Origin of the sequence: Nostoc sp. ChiQUE02, from assembly GCF_034531305.2 — a bacterium.
Classification (GTDB): Bacteria; Cyanobacteriota; Cyanobacteriia; order Cyanobacteriales; family Nostocaceae; genus Nostoc.
This window is the reverse complement of the sequence record NZ_JAVRBN020000035.1, coordinates 59039-75256: the sequence shown is the minus strand read 5'-3', so window position 1 is coordinate 75256 and position 16218 is coordinate 59039. Positions and strand designations below refer to the sequence as shown.

Annotated in this window: 16 protein-coding genes; 8 read left to right on the top strand and 8 right to left on the bottom strand. The window is 41.7% G+C overall.

Translation table 11 applies throughout. The annotated features are described in order from the left end of the window. Positions 1–213: 213 nt before the first annotated feature. The 3 genes from RM347_RS27285 to fabI form a co-directional block, all read right to left on the bottom strand. Positions 214–1197, bottom strand: coding sequence for an ABC transporter ATP-binding protein (locus tag RM347_RS27285; RefSeq protein WP_322719707.1), 984 nt, complete (start codon positions 1195–1197; stop codon positions 214–216). A gap of 145 nt (positions 1198–1342) precedes the next feature. Beyond that, positions 1343–1987, bottom strand: coding sequence for an imidazoleglycerol-phosphate dehydratase HisB (gene hisB / locus RM347_RS27280; RefSeq protein WP_322719708.1), 645 nt, complete (start codon positions 1985–1987; stop codon positions 1343–1345). Between the two features lie 81 nt (positions 1988–2068). Then, positions 2069–2845, bottom strand: coding sequence for an enoyl-ACP reductase FabI (fabI, locus tag RM347_RS27275; protein ID WP_322719709.1), 777 nt, complete (start codon positions 2843–2845; stop codon positions 2069–2071). A 380-nt stretch (positions 2846–3225) separates the two neighbouring features. Between fabI and ntcA the strand changes: the two genes are divergently transcribed. From ntcA to RM347_RS27260, 3 genes are all read left to right on the top strand, one after another. Continuing rightward, positions 3226–3897: a global nitrogen regulator NtcA gene (ntcA, locus tag RM347_RS27270; RefSeq protein ID WP_010998529.1), complete on the top strand. Its 672-nt coding sequence runs from the start codon at positions 3226–3228 to the stop codon at positions 3895–3897. 168 nt (positions 3898–4065) lie between these two features. Next, positions 4066–5556, top strand: coding sequence for a DUF3084 domain-containing protein (locus tag RM347_RS27265; protein WP_322719710.1), 1491 nt, complete (start codon positions 4066–4068; stop codon positions 5554–5556). Between the two features lie 171 nt (positions 5557–5727). Then, positions 5728–6183, top strand: a complete 456-nt coding sequence (locus RM347_RS27260; RefSeq protein ID WP_322719711.1) for a Holliday junction resolvase RuvX — start codon at positions 5728–5730, stop codon at positions 6181–6183. Positions 6184–6261: 78 nt separating this feature from the next. Here RM347_RS27260 and RM347_RS27255 read toward each other — a convergent pair whose 3' ends face one another. Both RM347_RS27255 and RM347_RS27250 read right to left on the bottom strand, forming a co-directional pair. Beyond that, entirely contained in the window at positions 6262–6525 is a 264-nt protein-coding gene (locus tag RM347_RS27255) for a DUF3146 family protein (RefSeq protein ID WP_069070640.1), read from the bottom strand. Between the two features lie 462 nt (positions 6526–6987). Continuing rightward, positions 6988–7749: a hypothetical protein gene (locus RM347_RS27250; RefSeq protein ID WP_322719712.1), complete on the bottom strand. Its 762-nt coding sequence runs from the start codon at positions 7747–7749 to the stop codon at positions 6988–6990. Between the two features lie 161 nt (positions 7750–7910). Here RM347_RS27250 and RM347_RS27245 point away from each other — a divergent pair, with 161 nt between their 5' ends. The 4 genes from RM347_RS27245 to RM347_RS27230 all read left to right on the top strand — a co-directional run bounded on the left by RM347_RS27245 (position 7911) and on the right by RM347_RS27230 (position 11327). Beyond that, positions 7911–8777: an aldo/keto reductase gene (locus tag RM347_RS27245; protein WP_322719713.1), complete on the top strand. Its 867-nt coding sequence runs from the start codon at positions 7911–7913 to the stop codon at positions 8775–8777. A 298-nt stretch (positions 8778–9075) separates the two neighbouring features. Further along, the gene (locus RM347_RS27240; protein WP_322719714.1) at positions 9076–9912 is read left to right on the top strand and encodes an EndoU domain-containing protein; all 837 of its coding nucleotides are present in this window, start codon (positions 9076–9078) and stop codon (positions 9910–9912) included. Between the two features lie 40 nt (positions 9913–9952). Beyond that, entirely contained in the window at positions 9953–10492 is a 540-nt protein-coding gene (locus RM347_RS27235) for a GNAT family N-acetyltransferase (protein WP_322719715.1), read from the top strand. Between the two features lie 343 nt (positions 10493–10835). Further along, entirely contained in the window at positions 10836–11327 is a 492-nt protein-coding gene (locus tag RM347_RS27230) for a hypothetical protein (RefSeq protein ID WP_322719760.1), read from the top strand. Positions 11328–11425: 98 nt separating this feature from the next. Here the strand turns inward: RM347_RS27230 and RM347_RS27225 are convergent, their stop codons facing one another. Both RM347_RS27225 and RM347_RS27220 read right to left on the bottom strand, forming a co-directional pair. Beyond that, complete coding sequence (locus tag RM347_RS27225) at positions 11426–12124, bottom strand: Crp/Fnr family transcriptional regulator (protein WP_322719716.1); 699 nt, start codon at positions 12122–12124, stop codon at positions 11426–11428. A 2-nt stretch (positions 12125–12126) separates the two neighbouring features. Then, positions 12127–13530: an amidase gene (locus RM347_RS27220; RefSeq protein WP_322719717.1), complete on the bottom strand. Its 1404-nt coding sequence runs from the start codon at positions 13528–13530 to the stop codon at positions 12127–12129. Positions 13531–13738: 208 nt separating this feature from the next. Between RM347_RS27220 and RM347_RS27215 the strand changes: the two genes are divergently transcribed. Continuing rightward, positions 13739–15220, top strand: a complete 1482-nt coding sequence (locus RM347_RS27215) for a hypothetical protein (protein WP_322719718.1) — start codon at positions 13739–13741, stop codon at positions 15218–15220. A gap of 136 nt (positions 15221–15356) precedes the next feature. On the opposite strand, the gene map is transcribed toward RM347_RS27215, so the two are convergent. After that, positions 15357–16184 (bottom strand): type I methionyl aminopeptidase, encoded by an 828-nt coding sequence (gene map, locus RM347_RS27210; protein ID WP_322719719.1) that lies wholly within the window; start codon positions 16182–16184, stop codon positions 15357–15359. Positions 16185–16218: the final 34 nt, after the last annotated feature.

Here is a 16218-nt window from a genome sequence, read left to right as displayed (position 1 = left end):
TTTGGCTTTTAACCTTATTTTTTAAGCCAAATTTTTATGTTTAACTAATAATTTAGCATAACAGGTACTGAAGAACCATAAATACAAATAGTCTTAAAAAGAGGTTGGAATTTTATTTTTTGTGGGTTGGGTTGAGCAAATATAACTCAAAAAGCTAGAAGTTTGGAATTTTATTCTTCAAGCTGACCCACAATTTCCTATTTGGCAACAAGACTAATTAAGCGAGTTATTTTTTCTTTGAATTTGTTGAATAAAAAATTCTTCTAGGGAGTGACGCGACAAGTTCATCGCAATAATTTTACCCTCCATAAGACGAAGACTGGCAAGAAAATCATAGTAATCATCTTGTAGTGTACCGTGCCAGGAACCATCAGGTTCAAATATGAGAGTGGGTATCCATTTTTTGAGAATTTCCCAGTCACCACCTTGACCTTTGACGTGATATGTGTTTTTTCCGCCTAAGAGTTCATTAAGGGAACCAGAGCAAATTAGTTCACTTTGAGCGAGGATGGCAATGCGATCGCAAATCTGTTCTACTTCACTAAGAACGTGGCTGTTGAAAAAAATCGTCTTACCAGCGGCTTTTAGCGCCAGGATAATTTCCCGCATTTGGTAGCGTCCCACCGGATCAAGACCAGACATTGGTTCATCCAGGAAAACCAAATCTGGCTCGTTAATTAGCGCCTGTGCCATGCCAACACGCTGTAGCATTCCTTTAGAGTAGCGACGCAGGAGCTTTTTACGAGCATCGGCTTGCGATAAACCCACTAAGTCCAGCAGTTGGGGAATGCGTTGGCATTGGACACTTTTGGGTATTTGGAATAGCCCAGCGGCTAGCTGCAAAAACTCCCAGCCAGTGAGATAGTCATACAAATAGGGATTTTCCGGCAGATAGCCGATATGTTGCTTAACACTGCGATCGCCTATTGGCTTACCCAATAATAATCCCCGCCCAGAGGTGGGACTAATAATTCCCAGCAATAATTTTAAAAGGGTGGTTTTACCAGCACCGTTTGGCCCCAGCAACCCAAAAGTTTCTCCTTTGTAAACTGTTAAAGAACAGTTTTTGAGAGATACGATTTTTTGATTTAGCCAAAAACCAGTGCGATAGACTTTTCGCAACTCAGAAGTTAGGACTACTGGCGGAGTGTCTGTCGTATTAAGTTGAGAATTAGGGTCATCTGCAACAGACTTCATCTCGGTTCAATTAACAGCTTGATAGTAATTACAAGTTACCTAGTAGGCTGATAATAACCATCGCTACCTGGCGTGTCAATTATCGCGAACAAAGTCAGTAAATTAACACCATAAGTTCACCCTTGCTAGGTAACTCTGGCTAGCTTTACAAAACGCCTTTAGAACTAGGAATCACCCCAGCACGACGGGGGTCAATTTCTACCGCCATCCGCGTTGCTCTCGCAAAAGCCTTAAATGTTGCCTCAATGATGTGATGAGAATTAATACCATCCAGTTGCCGAATGTGCAATGTCATTTGGCTATGGTTCACCACCGCCACAAAGAATTCGCGTACCAGTTGGGTGTCATAGGTTCCTACACGCTGGGTAGGAATTTGTAGGCCGTAACTGAGGTGAGGGCGTCCGGAAAAGTCTAATGCTACCTGAACTAAGGCTTCATCCAATGGTGCGAGGAAATTACCAAAGCGGATAATACCTTTTTTGTCACCTAGTGCTTGGTTCAAAGCTTGCCCTAAGGTAATGCCCACATCCTCGTTAGTGTGGTGGTCATCAATTTCCCAGTCTCCCTTGGCTTGAATATCTAGGTCAATCAACCCGTGGGAGGCAATTTGATGCAGCATATGATCCAAAAACGGAACACCTGTGGCTACTTTGCAAGTTCCTCTACCATCCAGGTTGATGGTAACTTGCACATCGGTTTCACCAGTGGTGCGATGAACGGTAGCAATTCGAGGAGTTTTAGTTGACTGGTCGTAGTTTGAGGAATTAACTTGGCGATTGGTTGTTTGCATAGGGAATAGAAAGAGTTAGAAGTTAGGAGTGAAAAGTTAAAAATTCATAACTCCTCACTCATAACTCATAACTTTATCGCGTCACATTCCCATAATTTCATATCCTGCATCTACATATAGAACTTGTCCGGTAATGCCACTGGACAAATCACTACACAAGAAAGCCGCAGCGTTGCCCACTTCTAGCTGAGTCACAGTGCGTCGTAAGGGAGCTACTTCTTCTACATGATGAATCATATCCAAAATTCCACCCACTGCTGAAGATGCCAAGGTGCGGATGGGGCCTGCGGAGATGGCATTCACGCGGATATTTTGCGGACCTAGTTCAGCGGCTAGGTAACGCACACTCATTTCTAACCCTGCCTTGGCAACTCCCATAACGTTGTAGTTAGGAATTGCTCTGACACCGCCTAAATATGTCAGCGTGACGATACTACCTCCCTCCGTCATCAAAGGTTTAGCTGCACCACTTAACTGCACCAGCGAGTAGGTACTGATTTCTAAGGCGGTGTTGAAGCCAGAACGAGAGGTTTGGCTAAAATCTCCACTCAAATCGTCTTTGCTAGCAAATGCCAGACAATGGATGAGGATATCTATCTTTCCCCACTGATCGCGGATTGTTTCAAAGGTAGATTGAATCTGTTCGTCATCTTGGACATTACACGGAAGAAATAAGCTGGGGTTGAGTGGTTCTACCAACTCCGCAACTTTTTTCTCCATCTTGCCGCGTTCATCCGGCAGGTAGGTAATACCCAGGTTTGCTCCAGCTTTGTGCAACTGTTGAGCGATGCCCCAGGCGATCGAGCGGTTATTGGCAATACCTGTAACAAGAGCATTTTTTCCAGTCAGATTCAGCATAGAAATTGTTAATGCGATCGATCATTAGGAGCATACTAGAATCTGAGGCACGTTTTGTCTTTGTTTTACACAGGATTTGCAAAAATGAATATTGCTAAGAGTGTTTGCTGTGACAAAAATCTTGATTTTTCCTAAAGATTTTCTCAAGATATCTTTATTTGTTCTTTAAAAAACCCTTTTTAATACAGCTATTGGAACTACTTATCAACAATTAGTAGCTGAAAGGATCAACAATTATGTATCATTATAAACAAAGAGTTATGAAGAGATTAATTTGAGTATAGGAAAGTACAGAAAGGTTGACGGTGCTTTATTCATTTTTCAGGTGTATTCTTAGGTAATCAGTTTTTGTTTTTCCGGCATTGGGTAGGGGAAGGGAGATGATCGTGACACAAGATAAAGCCCTAGCAAATGTATTTCGTCAGATGGCGACCGGGGCGTTTCCGCCAGTTGTGGAAACGTTTGAACGCAATAAAACGATCTTTTTTCCTGGCGATCCTGCCGAACGAGTTTATTTTCTTTTGAAAGGTGCTGTTAAACTTTCCAGGGTGTACGAGGCAGGAGAGGAAATAACGGTAGCGCTGCTGCGGGAAAATAGTGTTTTTGGTGTATTGTCATTGCTGACAGGAAATAAGTCGGATAGGTTTTACCATGCGGTTGCATTTACCCCTGTGGAATTACTGTCAGCACCAATTGAACAAGTCGAGCAAGCACTCAAGGAAAATCCAGAATTATCAATGTTAATGCTGCGAGGTCTGTCTTCGCGGATTTTACAAACGGAGATGATGATTGAAACTCTCGCTCACCGAGATATGGGTTCTAGGTTGGTGAGTTTTTTGCTAATTCTTTGTCGGGATTTTGGGGTTCCTTGTGCAGATGGGATCACTATCGATCTGAAGTTATCTCATCAAGCGATCGCAGAAGCAATTGGTTCAACTCGTGTTACTGTTACTAGGCTACTAGGGGATTTGCGTGAGAAAAAGATGATTTCTATCCACAAAAAGAAAATTACTGTGCATAAACCTGTTACCTTAAGTAGGCAGTTCACATAAAAGCAATTGGAGAAAGGGGAATCGGCGCGTGTTGTATTTTGAAAAATGACACTAATAGCTAGAGGTAAATCTAAAATTGAGTAATTTCAGCTATTGCCAATTTCCACTTCTTTCCAGACAATGGTTAAAAGTAGTAGGCTGTATCTGGAAGGATTTCGGTAGCTAAAGATGACCACCGGATACATCCTCATCGCAGCAATTTTAATTCTGGGAGGCGTCATTGCCACCGTGGGCGATCGCATCGGCACACGAGTTGGCAAAGCCCGCCTCTCACTTTTTAAGCTTCGTCCGAAAAACACTGCTGTACTAGTAACTATTTTTACGGGTGGTTTGATTTCAGCATCAACTCTAGGGATTTTATTCGCTGCTGACGAAGGCTTGCGAAAAGGAGTCTTTGAGTTAGAGGATATTCAAACAGACCTCAGGCAGAAGCGGGAACAGCTAAAAACCGCAGAAACTCAGAAAAGTCAGGTAGAAAGTGAGCTAAACCAAGCAAGAATTGCCCAAGCAAAAGCACAACAAGACTTGCAGGTAATTAATCAATCTTTGCAGGCGGCGAATGCCAAACAACGCCAAACACAAGCTCAGTTGAATCGCACCATTAGTCAACAAGCCCAAACTCAAGCTCAACTCCAACGTACTCAAGGTCAGCTAGAACAAGTTGTAACTCGATACCAAAAAGCCATAGCTGAATTGCAAAGCGTTTACAATCAAAGAAAAGAGCTACAGGCGGCAGTTGAACTACTGAAAACAGAACGTCAACGACTGTACGCTGAAGCAAAAACAGCCATTGACGAAGCCAAAACAGCTATTGAAAAACGCGATCGCGAACTTGCTAACCGCCAAGAAGCCATAGAACAGCGCGATCAAAAAATTTCCCAACTGGATCAACTAATTCAAAAGCGTAATGTAGAAGTTGCAGCGCGAGAGCAAGTGATTGCCAAACGGGAATCGCGCCTCAAAGAATTGGAAGCACAACAGGAGCAATTAGAACTGGAAGTTGCAAGGCTGGAAAAATATTATCAGTCCTACCGCGACCTGCGCCTGGGTAAACTAGCCTTAGTTCGCGGGCAAGTTCTGTCTGCTGATGTAGTTCGTGTTAACCAACCTGCTGCTGCTCGCCAGGCAGTGATACAACTTTTACAAGAAGCCAATCGCAACGCCAACCTCGAATTAAGCGAGCCTGGTGCAAATCCTGCAAATGCAGAGCTACTACGCGTGACCCAGGAGAGGGTTGAGCAATTGAGTAAGCAGATTAGCGATGGTCAAGAATATGTGGTGCGAATTTTCTCGGCTGGTAATTACGTCAGGGGAGAAAAGCAGATAGAATTTTTCGCCGATACAGCTCGCAATCAACTGGTTTTTTCGGGAGGCGCAGTGCTGGCTACAACTACTACCGATTCCAAAACCATGACATCTTATCAGTTACAGCAACGGCTGGAACTGCTGATTTCTGCTTCCCAATTTCGTGCCCGTAACGCCGGAATTGTCGAAAATGTGCAAGTAGAAGGGACTTTTTTACGCTTTATCACCCAATTAAGACAGTACAATCAACCATTGGAGATCAAAGCGATCGCAGCAGAGGACACTTATACAGCCGGGCCATTGAGAGTAAAATTAGTGGCAATAGTCAACGGACAAATTATTTTTAGTACTTAAAAAATTATTTGCACACTGTTATTAGTAAGATTTAAACATATTGAACAGCAGCCAAAATAGTTGCTGTAATTGCATTTATTCTCTACGTTCGCGTAGCGTGTCGCAGACAGGCGCTACGCGTAGCAAGATCCCTGTAAGGGTACATTTCTAATTTTTAATTTTGAATTTATTATGAATTTCCGTGAATTTTCACCAACCCAACCAGTCATCTTGGGGTTTGATCCAGGTCGAGATAAGTGTGGTTTAGCGGTGATGGGACTGGATCGGCAACTGTATTATCATCAGGTCGTGCTAGCAAAAGAAGCGATCGCTACCATTGAGACACTGCGTAAAAGGTTTCCGATCTCTTTGATGGTCATGGGAGACCAAACTACAGCCAAGCAGTGGAGAGAAAAATTATATCAGGAATTGACAGAACCGCTGAGTATTATTTTAGTGGATGAGCGCTACACAACCTTAGAAGCACGCGATCGATATTGGCAAATGTTCCCGCCCAAAGGGCTAATAAAGCTATTGCCACAGGGTCTGCGACAGCCACCAAGACCGATAGATGACATTGTTGCCATCCTCTTAATCGAAAGATACTTAAATCGCCTCACTGAGTCAGCAGTGAAGAGTGAAGAGTGAAGAGTTAGGAATCAATATCTTCACAACTCCTAACTCACAACTCATAACTCATAACTCATAACTCACAACTCATAACTCCTAGAGTTCCGCCCGAATAGTAAAAGCATAATCTCCTCCAGGCTCTAGCTGATAATCTTGTTGCTCCAAAAATCGACCGAGCGGTTCTTTGATTAAGGCGCGGCCTTGGGAAGGCTTGACAGCAAGTTCTCCCCGGCGAAAATGCCACTGGAAATGCCACTCAAACTCACCCGCACTCACTTCCCCTTCAAGGAAGCCGTGTTGCCAGGATTGGCGAGTAATTCTGACATGGGCAATGGTTTCTGGCAGACGTTTTGCACTCACAATGCTTTATGTCAAGTGTAGAATAACAGCCGATCGTGTAGGCTACTTATTTTATTTACCAAACATAGCTTAATTAGACAAACTGACAAAGTGGATATTTGTAGTTTACTAGGTTGTGTTAATGAGCAAAACGATTTCAGTATCCTGAAGTCGGGGATTTTGCTACGCACAGTATCTTGTAGAGACCGTCTGGCATGGATTGAGGGAATCTTCCATAATCAAAAATTACTAACCCAAGCGTATTGGACTATAACCCCGTATTTCTCACAAGCTTCAGGCGTTTGATGGAGCAGAGGGGCGGAGGGGCAGAGGGGAAAGAACTTGGTATTTGAACTCTCCCCTGCTCCCCTGCTCCCCTGCACAAGCGCAGGCTTTGAGAGGTGTGGTGAGAAATCCGGGTAACCTGTGCGGAGTTAATGCCGAAAAGTTTGGGTCAGCAGACTATCCTGCGGGTAATATTGGTTAAAATTTTAGGAATGAATGTATCCTAGAAACTGCATATCGGATACTTCTTTCATCAGTATATTGTGGATTAATTGGAATTTCCTTAAAGTATTTCAGCACAATTACAGCCCGATAAAGTTTGGAGTATTTAAATTGCTTTTCTTGAATATCAAAACTCATAATATTCTCTAGTGGATGTTCGATAACTTGGTTACCACGAAGACTTTTACGTTCGAGGAATACCTTATCGATACTCTTATAGAAGGTACAGGTAGTTACAGGTGACGTTATAAAAAAAGTAGCGATCGCCATCATAATAAATATAAATAAACTTAAGAAAAATAGATAATGCCGCTGATTTTGCTGCACTAATAGGGAAGTTTGCCCAGAGTTAATAAACTCGTTTATTTTCAAGGTAACTTCCTGATTCTCTTGATAGCTAACATGAGATAAAAGAGCAAAGTCTCTAAAAGTAGTCACAATCACAACTTGATAGGTTTTCCCCCCTTTGCTACCAGTCTTTGTAAGAATGTATGCTTCTTGGGGATCAAACATTTTGACTTTTTCCATACTTCCCAGTAAATTAAATCGCCTGAAGTCACAGTTAATTTGGTTTGATGAAAGGCGATCGCAAGTTATTTGAACTGAAGCAGGCTCAAAAACTAAGCAGTAAATCAAAAAGCTTAAACAGACAGTAAAAATGCACCACCCGATGAACCAATATCTGAGTGGTTGATGCTTTAGCTGCAATTTGGTACGAGTTTCCTCTACAATTTTCATCGGTGGCTGTGTATAAAATACTTAACTCTTAAGTAGAGTATTCCCCTCATAGCTGTCCCACTTATCACAAAATCTAAGTACCAGGGAGGATTTCCGATGAATCGCTAAAAAAGCTTAGACTAACTGGTAGATAATTGGGGCAGAAAGCTATAGCTAGAAGCATGGAAACCAAACAGCTAGGAAAAACTGGTATCTTTGTAAGTGCGATCGGTTTGGGTGGTATGCCTATGTCAATTTCTAATCGCCCTCCCGAATCGGAATCAATCCAAGTTATTCATCATGCTCTGGATCTGGGTATTACATTTATTGACACTGCCGACTCTTACTGCAAAGATGAGTCGGATAAACACCACAACGAGCGGCTAATTCATAAGGCACTTACTAGTTACAAAGGCGATGTTAGCCAAGTAATTGTGGCAACTAAAGGCGGTTTGATGCGTCCCAATGGAAACTGGACAAGCAATGGCAACCCAGAACATTTGCGCCAAACAATTCGAGTCAGCTTTGAAGCATTGGGTGGTACTAAACCCATCGATGTTTGGCAATACCATTCTCCCGATCCTAATTACACTATTGAAGAATCCCTTGCACCAGTTAAAGAAGCAGTGGAGGCAGGGTTGATTCGGTTTGTGGGAGTTTCTAACTTTTCCGTTGAACAAATTAAGCGAGCGCGGGATGTGGTAGATGTTGTCTCGGTGCAGAATCAATACAGCCCTTGGCAACGACAACCAGAAAATGATGGCGTGTCGAAGTATTGTGAACAGCAAGGATTGACCTTTTTGCCTTGGAGTCCCTTTGGTGGTAGGCGTCGCCATCAGGATTTGCAAGATATCCCTGCGATCGCTCAGTTAGCTAAAGAAAAAGGCGTGTCAATGTACAATATAGTTTTAGCGTGGTTGCGTTCCAAGTCGCCCGCTATTTTGCCAATTCCTGGTGCTAGCAAGGTTTCCAGCATTGAAGACTCAACACGTGCTATCAATGTGAAACTATCTGATGAAGAAGTACAAAAAATTGATCGGGCAACTTAATCATTCCATTAACTAATGTAGATGCGCTAGAAGTTACCTAAGATTTTCGTAGCTTGTTTAGCTGCATAAGGGACTTCCAATTAAAAAAATGTCCCATCGCTGTGTAAGCAGGGGGAGCAGAGGAAGCAGGGGAGGAAGAATCCGATCATCGTCTTGGCTCTAAAAATGGGATAATTTAATTTCTGGAAATCCCTAAACTATTGTAAATCCTACACAAAGACGCAAAGGCACTAAGAAATTCTTTGCGTCTTTGTGTATTTATGCAAGACTATTATCTGAAGTAATTAATCTAAAATTTATGCAGACAAATTCTCTAACTAATAGGTTAAAGCAGAGGGTAAAAGTGTTTGCAGTTGTGCTGCTAGCTTCGCAATTTATCTGGCAAAATCCAGGAGACGCCCAGCCACAAAAAGATACGCAACTTCTACCATTTTTTGATAATATATATAACCCGGTTTTTGTTCGTTTTCCCGCAGGACAACAGGTAGATATCACACCATCTCCACCGCTGCTAAATTCTTTTGACAAAGCTGTACTAAAACTCTGCGGCCCTATTGGCACAAGAGTTAGTTCTAATAATTTTAAGCAATTGTTTTCTTCTTATCCAGATGTGTTGCAGAAAATTCAGCAAGTTAGTGGCGGTGAATTTCGTTTGGGACGGCGTAATAAAGCACAATTTCTCGAAGATTTAACAAATATTTGGTTTCAACGTCGGGGTTTTGAACATATATTTTGTGGCGAAATATATAACGCCAATGATATTGGTGGCTTACATTTTTATGGCAGATATTTACAGTTACAAAATGAAGGAATAGGCGGACGTCTGGCAAATAATCAGGGACGAGAGGAAGTTATTCCTGATGTAATTTATACAATGGGTATAGTAATTAAGCAGAAAAATCGTACAGTAACAGATGTCATCAAAGGCTATGGCTACCTCAGCAATGCAGAAGAAATACTTTTAGATGCCACCAAAATATTTAAGCTCCAAGGTAATAATGAGGGAACGTGTATTTATAATGTGCGTGACCGAGAAACGGGAAAATCTTTCCCTACAGTTTTTGTCAGTAAAGAAAAAGCGATCATTACCTATTATCCTGATGCTACTCCTCAAGGTGCAAAATGTAAAAGTTAAAATTGCTAGATTGCCTGCACTAAGCACATAGAGAAAAGACATGATCTTAGAAACACGCCGCTTGCTAATGCGTGATTTTGTAGAGGCTGATCGGCAGGCGGTTTTTACCTATCAATCTGATCCTTTGTACTTGCGTTACAACTACTGGACGCACCGCACACAGAAGGATGTTTGCGAGTTTATCCAGATGTTTATTGATCAGCAAAAAGAGCAACCAAGAACCAAGTTTCAGTTAGCTATTGTCCTCAAAGAAGAAAATTGGCTTATTGGTAATTGTGGTATCCGTGTAAATGACCCAGAAATGCGGGAAGCAAATATTGGCTATGAACTAAATACTCAGTATTGGGGACAAGGTTATGCAACAGAAGCAGCACAGGCCATTTTAAAGTTCGGCTTTGACGAACTGGGAATGCATCGTATCTGGTCTTGGTGTGTTGCGGAGAATGTTGCTTCTGTAAAGGTATTAGAAAAAATTGGTATGCGTCGTGAGGGTCATCTGCGGGAAAAAGAGTTAATCAAAGGTAGATGGTACGACAACTTTCTTTACTCTATCATTGACCACGAGTGGAAAGCAAAGTAAGCTAATCGTCATTCATTTTTCCAGGCTGACTCGCTCGTGGTAAGGGCTTCAGCCCTGGGTTTATGCAACTTAAATGCTCATTAGCTTAACACTGCTTCTATGAGCTACCTCAAAGACAATATCATAAATTCCTGAAAAATTGAGGCTAAGACAAGTTCAGAGGGTCGCAGAGATGACCAATACTATCCTCAATTTACAAACAGCTAGCGGACACGAAATTTTAGCAGCAGAGGGTAAAAAATATCTGCATCCTGGTGGACGCATAGCCACAGATAAATTATTACAGTGGGCAAACCTTCAGTCTGGAGAGACACTTTTAGAGCTACTTATGGAATCTGGAAACATGCGATCGCTACTTTTCACTTTCGCTCAAAATTTAAACTTTTCTGAAACTCAGTTGGAAGAAATATTATCACAACCTCTAACTGAAGTTTTAAATTCGTCTGAATTACAGCAAGAATTAAGCAGCTTAGATACTAATTTACTTAAGAAAACTTTACCCACAGCAGGAGGAGTTTTAGCTAAGGAGTTACCACCTTTTTACAACTGGCTAAAAAATGAGTTGGGAGTCAAGCGGGTTCCTGATAGCCCTGAGCACACAACAACATGGGTAATTGGTTTCCTCCATAATCAAGAAAGTTTAACTCATTTAGTTGAGTTACACCGTCCAGTACCTAGTCCGGCTTTAGAAGCTTCTATTCCCCGCTTAGTAGGGATGTTTGAAGGTGTCGAAGACGCGCAAGTTAGGCAGGAATGGCAAAAAGCGATCACAGCTCTATGTCTAGTTCTAGTTGTCGCCGCACGCGAACAAGATAGAACAGCTGTAAGAGTCTGAATTGCTCTGCCCCGCGTGGTCTATAGCGGTTCTCAATTGGGTAAAATAGTAGGGCGTACAGTTAGTTATACGCCCCTACTATGTGTTGCAACCAAACTCTAATCTATATTTCCAGATGCGATCGCATCCAATTTCTCCACATTAAGTATTGTAATGTTACCACCCCGACGATAAGCAATTACTGACTTGAGACTTTTAATTAACCGCACACATTCTTCGTAAGTAATGCCACTACTTCGAGCCATGCGATAATAAGATAATTTGACTTTTAAATACTCGCCTTGTGAACTAGATTCAGTTCCAGATTCAGCAGCAAAATATTGAATTAATCTAGCAAGGCGAACAATAGCTCTTTCAGAAACTAATCCGTGGACTGTTTCATGTAATTGCTGAATCCGACTGTTAAAAACCATCAGCATTCGTAATGCAATTTCAGGATTTTCCTGAATAGCTTTTAATAAAGTATCTCGCTCTACAGTAAGAATCTCACAATCAGATTCAGCAGTAACAGTTGCTGGAGAAATTCCATTTCCCAATAAAGCAGGAGCCGCAAAAATTTCCCCAGCAGCTAAGGCACGGAGAATCGTTTCTTTCCCCGTTGTTGCTGTTTTGGTAACTTGAATTGATCCACTGACAACAGCATGGAGTTTTGCTGGTAAGACATCACCCTCATGCAGAATAATCTCTCCTTTGCTATGGCGTTGCACCTGAGTGTAAGGTTGCAAACTTATCTTCTCTGCTGTTTCTAAACCTGCAAATACGATAATTTGCGAAAGTTGTTCCAGGGATACTTGCATGATTAGCCATATATTGCAAAGGCTGGACGATGATGAATCCAAGGGTTAGCCGCTTCTAATTGTGCTGCTAGGCTGATGAGTGTAGCTTCAGCGGCAGGTTTACCAATTAGCTGCACACTGATGGGTAAACCTTTACTATCAAAGCCTACAGGAATTGCGATCGCAGGTTGTCCAGTTGCATTCGCAGGCGGACAAGGGGCAACCCATTGAATAATATTTTGGAATGTTTCTTCTGGACTCAGCGAAGCCCATTCCCCCACGCGGATAGGTGAATGTAGATAAACTGGCAATACCAGCACATCGACGGTATCGAAAAACGCCACAATCTGCCGTGCCACTATCTGCATTTGGGAAACTGCTTGCAGGTACTGGGCAACAGAACCTGTGCGTGCAAATAGCCAGCGATTTAATGGCTGCAAGACTTCAACAGGAAGTCCCGATGCCGCTACCCCAGCTTGCCAAACGATTTGAAATGGTTCAACTAAACCACTAAAATCTGGGGATTTCTGTTCAACTTGGTGGCCGAGTTGTTCTAATAACTCTACTGTTTGGCGGACACCTTGCTGACAGTTGGCGTCGGCTTCTCCCAAAGGAGAAATGCTAGTGTCAAAGGCAATTCGCAAAGCACCGAGTTTTGTCTGAGTGGCGGCGAGAAATGATGATTCAGGATCGGGCAACCAGTAAGGATCGCCTGTGACATAGCCAGATATGGCATCCAAAAGGGCAGCAGCATCAGCAACAGTCCGGGCGATCGGGCCGTTGGCGGCAATTCCAGCAAGGCGTTCGCCTACGGGTGCTTTACTTACCCTGCCCCTGGATGGTTTGAGTCCCACCAAACCACAACAAGCCGCAGGCCCCCGAATCGAACCACCGCCATCAGAACCTTGAGCGATCGCACACAATCCCGCCGCTACCGCCGCCGCTGCGCCACCACTGGAACCGCCAGGGGTGTATTCTAAATTCCACGGATTTCTGGCTGGGGGAAAACCCGTAGGTTCGCTGTAAGGCAATGAACCTAATTCAGAGGTGGCTGTTTTACCAAGAATAGTAAACCCAGCTTGCTTAATCCGGCTCACAACGCCATCATCATAATTAGGGATATTGTTCAGTAATGCCGGATTTCCAAAAGTACAGGTAACACCCGCTACAGAGTTGAGGTCTTTAATGGAAATTGGCACTCCAAAAAATGGTGGTAGTTCTGAGGTAGTTGTCAATAATTCTGTTTTGGCTTTGGCATCTGCGATTGCTAGTTCTGCCGTCACCGTAAAATAACTTCCTAATTGGGGATTTAACTGCCCAATCCGTTCTAAATATATTTCCACCAACTCTAGCGGTGATACTTCTCGGCGACGAATTAATTGCGCCAACTCTAGTGCTGGGGTAAATGCTAAATCAACTTCATTCATACGTTAGTGAATGGGTAATTTTGTCTTTATTTGGGATTTGGAAACTGAAATTGTTACTTTAGCAGGATTTCCGGGAACTATACATTTTATAGCTCCTGAAGTTTGTCAATAATTTAGGATGCTCAGATGCAACAGGCGTGGTTAGGTTCTTATTCAAGCCATTTTAATTGTTTCGCATAAACTTTCGACAAATCCCTAAGGGGTATTTATGGCTAATCTAGAAATACTTATTAGTGAATTGCCAACACTGATTCAGAGTTTAAAACTGACTCTTGGCGATTCTAATGAAATTATGGAACAAATTATCCTGATCAATAATGCTCAGGAACAACTACGGAATATTAAAAAATTAATCGCTCAGGAATTAAAATTTGATTGCATCAAAAATTCTGCGATCGCTACACTTCCTCGAATAAGTACAGTAGCTAGTTTGTTTATACCTAGTCTGGGATTAGTAGATCCAGCCATAGCAGAAAAATTTGGCAACTCAGAAACTAAAATTTCATTAACTGATTTACAATCAAAAATTGATGGCTGGATTGAATGGGGTTATTTTTTGCAAGCAATAGCAGCTGATATTCTCAGTGATATTAAATTAGTAGATCAACTAAATTCTGATATTAATCATCCCAGCATATCCACGGAATTCAAAGCACTTACTGCAAGATTAAAGATTAACTTAGACTTTGGCAAATCTAATATTTTGCAATATCAAATTCAAAATATTAACAATTCTCAAAAGGAGTTGTTACAGTTACAGCAAAAATTAAATTATATTTTTAATACTATTAAAACTAGTCGTAGCTTATTAAATATTTTATTAGGGGTATCCGCTTTTTATGGTAAATCTGGTTTCGCTCTAGAGTGGTTAGATGATGACCACGAATTAATTATATCAAGTGAGAGAAAATTTCAAGAATTGACAGATATTCTCAATGATTGTGATTATTTCCAAGAACAAATTGCTGCTTTAATTATTCAGGGTGACACTTTAAGGGAACAGGCAGAAGAAGCCTTAAAAAAGATTGAACAGGAAAATAGCAAAGAACCAATTATTAGCCAACAGGTAAAAATAGTACCAAAGTTTTCAACACAAAAAATAGTACGTTCAGCTTTGGTTATAGCCTCAAGTTTATTAATCTTAGGTTTTGGTGGTTGGAAAATTAAAGAGCAAAGTTCACAATTGCAGCAGAGAAGTCTAAGTTTAACTCAAGAAGGAAGTGCGATCGCCAACTTTAAATCTGCTCAAAAACTCGGTATGGAGGCTGCTTCTCTGGTTCAAAATCCACCGCATCCTCTCAAAGTCTGGCAACAAGCACAAAACAAATGGCATCAGGCAATAAAGTTGTTAGATAGTATTCCTAATCAAACATCAGTTTCTGACCGAGCAAAGAATAAATCAGCTTACTATCGGATTAACTATAACGCAATCAATCAAAGAGTCTTAATTGAAAAGAAAGCTATAGCAAATTTAGAATCAGCCCAAAAGCTAGCAATAGAAGCTAATTTATTTGTCCAAAATCCGCCTCATCCGCTACTAGTTTGGCAGCAAGCACAAGCCAAATGGCAACAGGCAATCAATTTATTAGAAACGATTCCAGAGAATACTTCTGTTTCTATAAAAGCTAAAGAAATACTTCCTATTTATAAAACTAACTATACGGCTATCAGGCAAATCATCCAAAACTAAAAAACGATTACAAGATTTCTGATTTCTCTAAGAAGTTACGAATCCAAGCCTTTCGATTTTTGTAACAAAATAAAGAGGCAAATCGCCCTCTTTTGACGCTTCACCTCTCTTAAGAACAGATAATTACAACTAACAATTACACCTTAGAACGGTCAGTCAAAATCTCATAACCAGTCTCTGTCACCAACACTGTATGCTCAAACTGAGCCGACAAAGAATTATCCACAGTAACTGCTGTCCAACGGTCAGATAATGTTCGAGTGTGTCTAGAACCCGCATTTAAAATTGGCTCAATTGCCAGCGTCATCCCCGCACGGAGTTTAACATTCGGCATCTCACGGGTACGGTAGTTGAATACTGAAGGTTCTTCGTGCAGGTTACGACCGACACCGTGTCCAGTGAATTCTTCGACTATACTAAAGCCGTTAGCTTTCACATGGTCTTCAATTGCTCCAGCTAGGTCAAGCAGGTATACACCAGCCTTTACTTGTTCGATGCCCTTATATAAAGCTTCTTCTGCTACGCGAATTAATTTAGCAGCTTCTTGCGTCACTTCACCGACAGCAATTGAAATGCAAGAATCACCATGAAAGCCTTGGTAATAAGCTCCTGTATCTACTTTTAATACATCCCCCACCCGAATTACTTTCTTGGGACTAGGAATGCCATGCACTGCTTCATTATTAATGCTGGAGCAGATAGAACCTGGAAAACCGTGATATCCTTTAAAACTTGGTGTAGCACCCATTTCGCGGATACGTTTTTCTGCATAAACATCCAAATCAGCCGTGGTCATTCCTGGCTTTACTAGCTCGGAAATTTCTTTTAGGACAGTTGCCACAATTGTTGCTGATTGCCGCATGATTTCAATTTCACGTGGCGATTTAATTTCAATTCCTCGGCGTTGTTTTTTCGATGTTGTAGGTTGAGTTGTTTGAGAAAGTAAGTTACTGAAAATGTTCATAGGAAATTAATAATTACTGGTGGCTCTGCCGCTA

Bases quoted from the DNA above. Each gene is read 5' to 3' on its own strand.
- RM347_RS27285 (WP_322719707.1), bottom strand. From the start codon at position 1,197: ATGAAGTCTGTTGCAGATGACCCTAATTCTCAACTTAATACGACAGAC.
- hisB (WP_322719708.1), bottom strand. From the start codon at position 1,987: ATGCAAACAACCAATCGCCAAGTTAATTCCTCAAACTACGACCAGTCA.
- fabI (WP_322719709.1), bottom strand. From the start codon at position 2,845: ATGCTGAATCTGACTGGAAAAAATGCTCTTGTTACAGGTATTGCCAAT.
- ntcA (WP_010998529.1), top strand. From the start codon at position 3,226: ATGATCGTGACACAAGATAAAGCCCTAGCAAATGTATTTCGTCAGATG.
- RM347_RS27265 (WP_322719710.1), top strand. From the start codon at position 4,066: ATGACCACCGGATACATCCTCATCGCAGCAATTTTAATTCTGGGAGGC.
- RM347_RS27260 (WP_322719711.1), top strand. From the start codon at position 5,728: ATGAATTTCCGTGAATTTTCACCAACCCAACCAGTCATCTTGGGGTTT.
- RM347_RS27250 (WP_322719712.1), bottom strand. From the start codon at position 7,749: ATGAAAATTGTAGAGGAAACTCGTACCAAATTGCAGCTAAAGCATCAA.
- RM347_RS27245 (WP_322719713.1), top strand. From the start codon at position 7,911: ATGGAAACCAAACAGCTAGGAAAAACTGGTATCTTTGTAAGTGCGATC.
- RM347_RS27240 (WP_322719714.1), top strand. From the start codon at position 9,076: ATGCAGACAAATTCTCTAACTAATAGGTTAAAGCAGAGGGTAAAAGTG.
- RM347_RS27235 (WP_322719715.1), top strand. From the start codon at position 9,953: ATGATCTTAGAAACACGCCGCTTGCTAATGCGTGATTTTGTAGAGGCT.
- RM347_RS27230 (WP_322719760.1), top strand. From the start codon at position 10,836: ATGCGATCGCTACTTTTCACTTTCGCTCAAAATTTAAACTTTTCTGAA.
- RM347_RS27225 (WP_322719716.1), bottom strand. From the start codon at position 12,124: ATGCAAGTATCCCTGGAACAACTTTCGCAAATTATCGTATTTGCAGGT.
- RM347_RS27220 (WP_322719717.1), bottom strand. From the start codon at position 13,530: ATGAATGAAGTTGATTTAGCATTTACCCCAGCACTAGAGTTGGCGCAA.
- RM347_RS27215 (WP_322719718.1), top strand. From the start codon at position 13,739: ATGGCTAATCTAGAAATACTTATTAGTGAATTGCCAACACTGATTCAG.
- map (WP_322719719.1), bottom strand. From the start codon at position 16,184: ATGAACATTTTCAGTAACTTACTTTCTCAAACAACTCAACCTACAACA.